The sequence below is a fragment of the Mesorhizobium sp. genome (genome assembly GCF_004962925.1).
Classification (GTDB): Bacteria; Pseudomonadota; Alphaproteobacteria; order Rhizobiales; family Rhizobiaceae; genus Mesorhizobium.
Map to the genome: position 1 here is coordinate 26,191 of NZ_SUEO01000038.1, position 7,103 is coordinate 33,293.

Sequence of the window (7,103 nt, forward strand, 5' to 3'; positions counted from 1 at the left end):
GCGTCCACTCGGGTACCGGCGAGTCTCCAGGAGAGCATCCCGGAACCTGAGCCGTTCGGTATGAACTCTTGCGTTAAATATCGATGCGCTGCTCGGTGTCCGGATCGAACAGGTTGATGCTCGCCGGATCGACGGTAAGAAAGATTGCATCGTTTCGTTGGCCGGCAAACCTCGGCGGCACGCGCGCCGTGACCGAGCGATCGCCAACCTGCACGGTCACCATGGTTTCGGGCCCGGTAGGCTCCACCACATCGATCACGCCGGTCACCGAAGCCTGATCGCGCGCAGCTACCTTCAGTTCCTCAGGCCGCATGCCAAGGATCACTGGACGCTCGGAGATTTCCGCCGGATTGCCGGCCAGCAGCGCGATCGATACGCCGCTCGCTTCGAAACGGACACCGTCCGCGTCCCGAACCACTTGTCCAGGAAGGAAGTTCATTGCCGGAGATCCGATGAAACTTGCCACGAACATGTTGGCGGGCCGTTCATAGATAGTGCGCGGATCGGCCAATTGCTGGATGTAGCCGCCCTTCATCACCGCCACCTTGGTGCCCAGCGTCATCGCCTCGATCTGATCATGCGTGACATAGACGATGCTCGTGCCGAGACGCTCGTGCAGGCGCTTGATCTCCGTGCGCATTTCCACACGAAGCTTGGCATCGAGATTGGACAGCGGCTCGTCGAAGAGGAACAGCTCTGGGTCGCGCACGATCGCTCGGCCCATCGCAACGCGCTGCCGCTGGCCGCCCGATAGGTTCGCGGGGCGCCGGTCGAGCAGATGGGAGATTTGCAGCAGTCGCGCGGCGTCTTCGACGGCACGCTTGCGTTTGTCGGCGTCCACGCCACGCATTTCCAGCCCGAAGCCGATGTTTCTCGCGACCGACATGGTGGGGTAAAGTGCGTAGGATTGAAACACCATCGCGATATTGCGGTCCTTGGGTGCAAGGTCCACGACCGAGCGTCCGCCGATCAGGATGTCACCGCCGGACGTGTCGTCGAGGCCGGCAATCATGTTGAGCAAGATCGACTTGCCGCATCCGGACGGCCCGAGCAGAACCAGGAAGCCCCCGTCCTCGAGCTCGATGTCGATGCCGTGAAGAACCTGTACGGAGCCGTAGGCTTTGCGCACGTCCTTGATGGAAAGTGTCGCCATGTGAGCACTCCTAACCTTTGACGGCGCCGGCGGTCAGCCCCTGAACCATGGTTCGCTGGACGATAGCGAAGAGAACGATGACCGGGATGATGCTGAGGATGCCGCCTGCCGCCAAAACGCCCCAAGGAAGCTGGAACTCACCGACCATCAGTTGCAGGCCCACGGGCCAGGTGCGAGACCCCTGTCCGGTCGTCAGCATCAGGGCGAACAGGAACTCGTTCCAGGCCGCGATGGCAATGAACACCGAACTTGCGACCAGGCCGTTCCGCGCAAGGGGCATGACGATACGGACCATAGCGCCAAGCCTTGTCGAACCGTCGATGCGTGCCGCGCTCTCGAGTTCCTTAGGTGCGGAATCAAAGAACCCTTTGAGCATCCACACGAACAGCGGCAGCAGGAAACTCGTATAGGCAAGCGCTAGGCCGAAACGACTGTCTACGAGCCCCACACCGCGCATAACGACATAAAGGGGAATGATCATCATGACTGCCGGGAACATGCGAACGACAAGATAGCCGAGCATGAGCTGATCTCGGCCTCGAAACGCAAAGCGAGAAAATGCATAGGCGGCCAACGTACCTGTGACGACGCAGATCGTCACCGTCAGCAAGGTGACGACGAGGCTGTTGCTTATCAGCCGGGGAAAGCCGGACTGCGTCCAGATGGCGACATAATTGTCGAAGGTGATGCGGCTCGGTATGTACTGCATCGTCTGGGTGACGATGTCGGCCTCATATTTGAGCGATGTCAGGAACATCCAGATCATCGGGCCGATGCAGAATACCGAGAGGCTCACAAGCACGACGTAGGTGCCGATGTTCGCAATCATCCGCCGGTGACGTTTGCTTTCGATCATCGTTCTATTCCTTGGTAATCCTGGACATGCGGATGTATGCGACCGCAAAGATCATCAGGATGACGAACATCACCACCGACAGGGCGGATGCGTAGCCGAAGTTGAATTCCTTGTAGGCAGTCTGGAAGGCGTACAGCGACAACACCTGCGTGGCATCTCCCGGTCCGCCACCGGTGAGAATGAGGAGCAGATCCGGCGAATTGACCAGACTGATGACGCGCAGGATCACAGCTGCCGCAATGACGGTCTTGAGCATCGGCAGGGTGATCAGCCTGAGCTGCGCAGCCACGCCCGCGCCATCCACCGCAGCTGCCTTATAAAGGTCCTCGGGAATAGACTTCAGACCCGCAAGCAGCAGCAGCGCGAAGAAAGGAAAACCATGCCAGGCCTCGACCAGAATGGTCGCCGCAAGGGCAGCGTCGGGGTCCGCAAACCACGCCTTGTATGTCTGCAGGACGCCCACGCGCACCAGAATGTCGTTGATGACCCCAAGCCGCGGATCGAGCAGCAGAGCCCACATATGACCCGCTACGACATTGGGCAGGAAATAGGGAAGCAGGATCAGCACGGCGAAAATCTTCGTGCCCGGCAGGTCCCTGTTGAGCGCCGTCGCGGTGAGAAGGCCAAGCGCCAGCTCCAGCACGACCGCGGCGGTGACCCACACCACCGTATTCTTCAGCGCGATCCAGAAAACCGGGTCGGACCACATTGCCGCATAGTGCTTGAACCCGACCCAACCATCGAGCCCGGGACGCGTCAGACGCATCTCGCGAAAGCTGATGGCCATGCCGTAAAGGGTCGGATAAGCGATCACAAGAAGGATCAGGACGAGGCTCGGAAGGAGCAGCAAATACATCCAGTATCGGGTCTCGGACAGTTCGCCGAGGGCCCGGAAAGGCAGGTATCTGCTCGCGCTTGAAGTCATGGATCTCCGGCGCGAAAGCACCGTCCCTTGGCGTAATGGGCGCGGCTGCGCGTCCGAGCCGCCGTACCGGACTATGTCAGCGAAGGGCAGCTTCGAGGCCCTGGGTCATGCGGTCCACAGCCTGTTCCGGCGTCGACTGACCCGTCAGCAACGACTGGAAAGCGGGATTGACGACATTCTCGGACCAGCCCGCGGCGCCGACGAAATTGTTCGGCAGCCGCCCGAATTTGAGCGTTTCCACCGCCGCACCGTAGATTGGATTCCCGGTGATCCGCTGATCCTGCAACGCAGCGGTGGAGGCCGGAAAATAACCGGTCCCCTCGAGCAGGGCTATGGCAGCGTCCGTCTGGCCCCAGAAACTCACCCACTGCCAGGCAGCCTCGATATTGTCTTCCTTCATGATGCCGTTGCCGGCGTAGGCGACGCGAGCGACATGCGCCTTCGGACCAGCCGGCATGGGTGCGGTCGAGAATTGTTCGCCCTGCTTCATCGCGCCAGAGATTTCGTTCAGCGAACCGGTGTGATGCCACACCATTGCCGTCTGTCCGGTGCGGAACGCCTCCATGATCTGGCGGTAGCTGTCGTTTGGCGCGCTCGGCGGCACGACCTTTTCCTTCAGGAAGAGATCGGAATAGAACGTCACCGCCTCGATCGCCGCGGCCCTGTCGATGGCTGGCTGCCCGTCCTTGACGATCGGCGAGCCGAACGCCTCCATGACGTCGATGACATATTTAAACCCGCCGGCGCCGGCGCGCATGCCAAAGGCATACCTGCCCTTCGAAGGATCGGTCAGCTTGCGGCAGGCCTCCAGGAATTCATCGAAGTTCTTGGGTGGCCCTGCCAGTCCAGCCTCCTCGAAATAGTCGGTGCGGTAGTACATCCAGTCGACGAAGGCGAAGGCGGGAACGGCATAGATCGCACCGTCACTGGAAAGCCCGGTCCAGCGGTTGTCGGGAAAGTTGGTCTTGCCGGCCCAGCCGTTCACGCGGTCGGTAAGGTCAATCAATCCCTCCATCGCGGTGAGGTCGGCGAATCGCTCGGCGATCACCATGGCGGTATCCGGACGCCCGCCAGCCAGCACCGCCGAAGAAACCTTGGCCATATATTCCGAGTTCGGGATGTTTTCCTGCGTCACCGCCACATCGGCATTCGCCGCCTGAAACAAGCCGATGATTTTGAGCAGGCTGGCCATTTCCGACTGGCTGGTAAAATGATGCCAGTAGCTGATGGCACTCGCGGCCCGGGCACCGCCGACGTGCCCCGCCATCGCAAGGGCCGCGGAACCGATGAGAAGCTGCCTCTTGTTCAACTGCATGCGATCTCCTCCAAGATATCAGATCAATGCACTGATCGATCAGTTGGAGGTACCATCATTTCTCAAACCGCGCAACCGCGCTTGGGAGCTAACGGCAAACGAAGCGCGCGACTTGACCTGTCAGACGAGACCCAGGTTGCGCTGCATGGCCGCTTGGAAATGCGCCTGCAGCATTGCTTCAGCGCTGTCTGCATTCCTGGTGCTGCAAGCCTCGAGGATGTCTAGATGCTCCTTGAGTGTCCGGATCATGATAGGCGAGGTGAACTTGCTGTCGAGCCGCAACAGACGCAGATAGTTGTGCATGCGCCGATAGGTGCTATCGATCAGCGGATTGCGCAGCGCACCGATAATTGCGCCGTGAAGTTCTCTCTCCAGCGCATCCATCTCCTCCAGTTGCTCCTTCCCGACACCTTCTCGCTCCACGCGCCGAACCAGGCGGGAATGCCGCATTTCCAAGGTATTCATGACAGCCTCGTCACCTTGCTCGGCAAAGACGCGTATTGCCGAACGCTCTATGATAGAGCGGAACTGGTAGGTGGCGCGCGTGAGCTCCATGCCGGGTCTTACGAACTGGATTCCGGAGCGCGGATGAATGGTGAGAATTCCCTCCGCCTCGAGCACGCGCAGAGCGTCGCGAAGCGGAGCGACGGGCACGTCGACAATCGCGGACAGCTCGTTCTGCGAGATGAAAGCCCCGACCGGAACGCGCCTGTCGAACAAGCCTTCCAGGATTCGCTCATAGGCAACATCACTCATACGGGTGGCCGCCACCGGGGTGTGATGAGAGACGGATTTTGCTTTGCCCGCCACTTGCGGCACCTCCGTTGGTTCGATATTAAGGCATTATCTGATAGATCAGTATACATTATTAAACGATCAGAAGGTCATTGTGATGAGCCTTTCGCATTTTCGTATAACCCGATTTCAGTTCGCCCGCGACCGGGTAATCGGAGACAGTCAGGTTCGAACGGACGATGTCAACGTCGCCGCGCTTGAACTCGTTTCCGAAAGTGGCGAGGTGGGGCTGGGGTTCATCCAGACGCTCTTCAATCCCCTGCCTGATCAGACGGAGATCGAGACTGTTTTCGAACATGAAGTTTGGCCGAGCCTGAAGGGACACAAGGCGATCGCGCTGGTTCACCGTGTGAACCGCCCGCGCGGCGGCAATCAACGGACTTACTCCCTGCCCTTTCACGAGGCGGTTCAGGTGGCGCTTTGGGATCTTGCGGCGAAAGAAGCTGGCCTGCCCCTTCATGTCCTGCTTGGCAGTCGCCGCAACCGCGTGGGTGCTTACGCCAGCGGCCTCGATTTCCACCTCGACGATGAAGCCTTCGTCTCCTTGTTCTCTCACGCGGCGTCGCTTGGCTACTCCGCCTTTAAGATCAAGGTCGGCCATCCGGATTTCGGCCGCGATCTGCAGCGCCTGGAACTGTTGAAGACCTGCGTGCCGGCTGGATCGAAAATCATGATCGATCCGAACGAGGCGTGGACTTCGAAGGAAGCTCTAATGAAGCTGGTGGCGATCCGCGATGCCGGCCACGATCTTCTGTGGGTCGAGGATCCGATCCTGCGGCACGACTACGAAGGGTTAAGAACGCTCAGGCATGCAGTGACATGGACCCAGATCAACAGCGGGGAGTATCTGGATCTGCAGGGAAAACGGCTTCTTCTCGAAGCTCACGCAGCCGATATCCTGAATGTCCACGGCCAGGTAACCGACGTCATGCGTATCGGCTGGCTGGCCGCTGAACTCGGAATCCCGGTCAGCATCGGCAACACTTTCCTGGAGGTCGGCGTGCATATGGCGGTCGCGCTTCCGGAGGTCGAATGGCTGGAATATTCGTTCCAGAATTTCGATCATCTCGTGGATCAGCCCATCGAAATCCGCGACGGTTATGCCTATGCGCCCGACCGGCCGGGCCATGGACTGGTGCTCTCCGAAAAAGCGCGCGCGGAATGGGCGAGACCAAAGCGTCTGGCACGCTCGGAACTGGGTGCTGCGCCCGATAACCCGCGTCTTCCCAGAAAGTAAGCAGGAATAGATAAGCGAAATCCTGTGGGACAGGACGGGTGCTGATCACGATAAGCGATCGGTCATGTCGGCCGCGTTATGTATGGCTGCACGCCTCAGCGAGGGAAAAGAACCTCACCCATTCCAAGCACCGCGTTGTCGCCGCCATATTTTTGCGGCGCATTGCCCAGAAGCGGCCGTTTCAAAATACCCTCGGCGATCAGATGGCGATCGACGATGGCGGCGAAAACGCTCTCCGGCGCGCCGCATTCGACGAAGCTCGGCGACAGACTTCTCGGCGCGCGATCGAGCAGGATCGAGCCGCGACGCATCAGATAGCCGGGCATTTCGCCGGTGCCGCCGGCCACCACCAGCGTGCCGGCGATCATGCGGCTGCCGGCATTGTCGCCTGAACCTTTCAGCACCGCGATCAGGCCGCGCCGCATGCGGTCGGCGGCAAAAGCGCCCGCTTTGCCCCTGACGATCAGCACGCCGCCATTCATGCCGGCCAGCTCCCCGGCGAGCGGCGCACCAAGGTGATCGCCGGCGTTGCCTGTTACTTCAAGCCTGCCGCCGCGCATGCCGGAGCCGGCATGCGGCCCCGCATTGCCTTCGATCGTGAGCGCGCCGCCGCGCATGGCACGCCCGGCCTGGGCGCCGGCATTGCCGACAACGCGAACCGAACCGCCCCGCATGCCTTCCGCCACGCGATCGAGGCGCGAACTCCCACCTTCGAACACGATGTCCAGCGGATCGTTGCCGGCGACGCGAAAAATATCGCCGACCTTCGATCCGTGCTTCGACATGCCAATCTGGATTCTTTCGATATCGCGCCTTTCGATC

7 protein-coding genes are annotated in these 7,103 nt (G+C 60.4%); 1 reads left to right on the plus strand and 6 read right to left on the minus strand.

Going from position 1 to position 7,103, the window contains the following annotated elements:
• Positions 1-73: 73 nt before the first annotated feature.
• The 5 genes from E5W87_RS10825 to E5W87_RS10845 all read right to left on the minus strand — a co-directional run bounded on the left by E5W87_RS10825 (position 74) and on the right by E5W87_RS10845 (position 5,005).
• The gene (locus E5W87_RS10825) at positions 74-1,153 is read right to left on the minus strand and encodes an ABC transporter ATP-binding protein (protein ID WP_292396834.1); all 1,080 of its coding nucleotides are present in this window, start codon (positions 1,151-1,153) and stop codon (positions 74-76) included.
• Between the two features lie 10 nt (positions 1,154-1,163).
• Entirely contained in the window at positions 1,164-2,009 is an 846-nt protein-coding gene (locus E5W87_RS10830; RefSeq protein ID WP_292396836.1) for a carbohydrate ABC transporter permease, read from the minus strand.
• A gap of 4 nt (positions 2,010-2,013) precedes the next feature.
• Positions 2,014-2,934 carry a carbohydrate ABC transporter permease gene (locus E5W87_RS10835; RefSeq protein ID WP_292396838.1) on the minus strand — a complete coding sequence of 307 codons (921 nt, stop codon included), beginning with the start codon at positions 2,932-2,934 and terminating at the stop codon, positions 2,014-2,016.
• 76 nt (positions 2,935-3,010) lie between these two features.
• Entirely contained in the window at positions 3,011-4,249 is a 1,239-nt protein-coding gene (locus E5W87_RS10840) for a sugar ABC transporter substrate-binding protein (protein WP_292396841.1), read from the minus strand.
• A 120-nt stretch (positions 4,250-4,369) separates the two neighbouring features.
• Positions 4,370-5,005: a GntR family transcriptional regulator gene (locus tag E5W87_RS10845; protein ID WP_367118812.1), complete on the minus strand. Its 636-nt coding sequence runs from the start codon at positions 5,003-5,005 to the stop codon at positions 4,370-4,372.
• Between the two features lie 136 nt (positions 5,006-5,141).
• On the opposite strand from E5W87_RS10845, the gene E5W87_RS10850 reads away from it, so the two are divergent.
• Entirely contained in the window at positions 5,142-6,281 is a 1,140-nt protein-coding gene (locus tag E5W87_RS10850; protein ID WP_292396849.1) for a mandelate racemase/muconate lactonizing enzyme family protein, read from the plus strand.
• Between the two features lie 95 nt (positions 6,282-6,376).
• Here the strand turns inward: E5W87_RS10850 and E5W87_RS10855 are convergent.
• Positions 6,377-7,103 (minus strand): formylmethanofuran dehydrogenase subunit C (locus E5W87_RS10855; protein ID WP_292396844.1); only part of this gene is annotated, 727 nt, incomplete at its 5' end.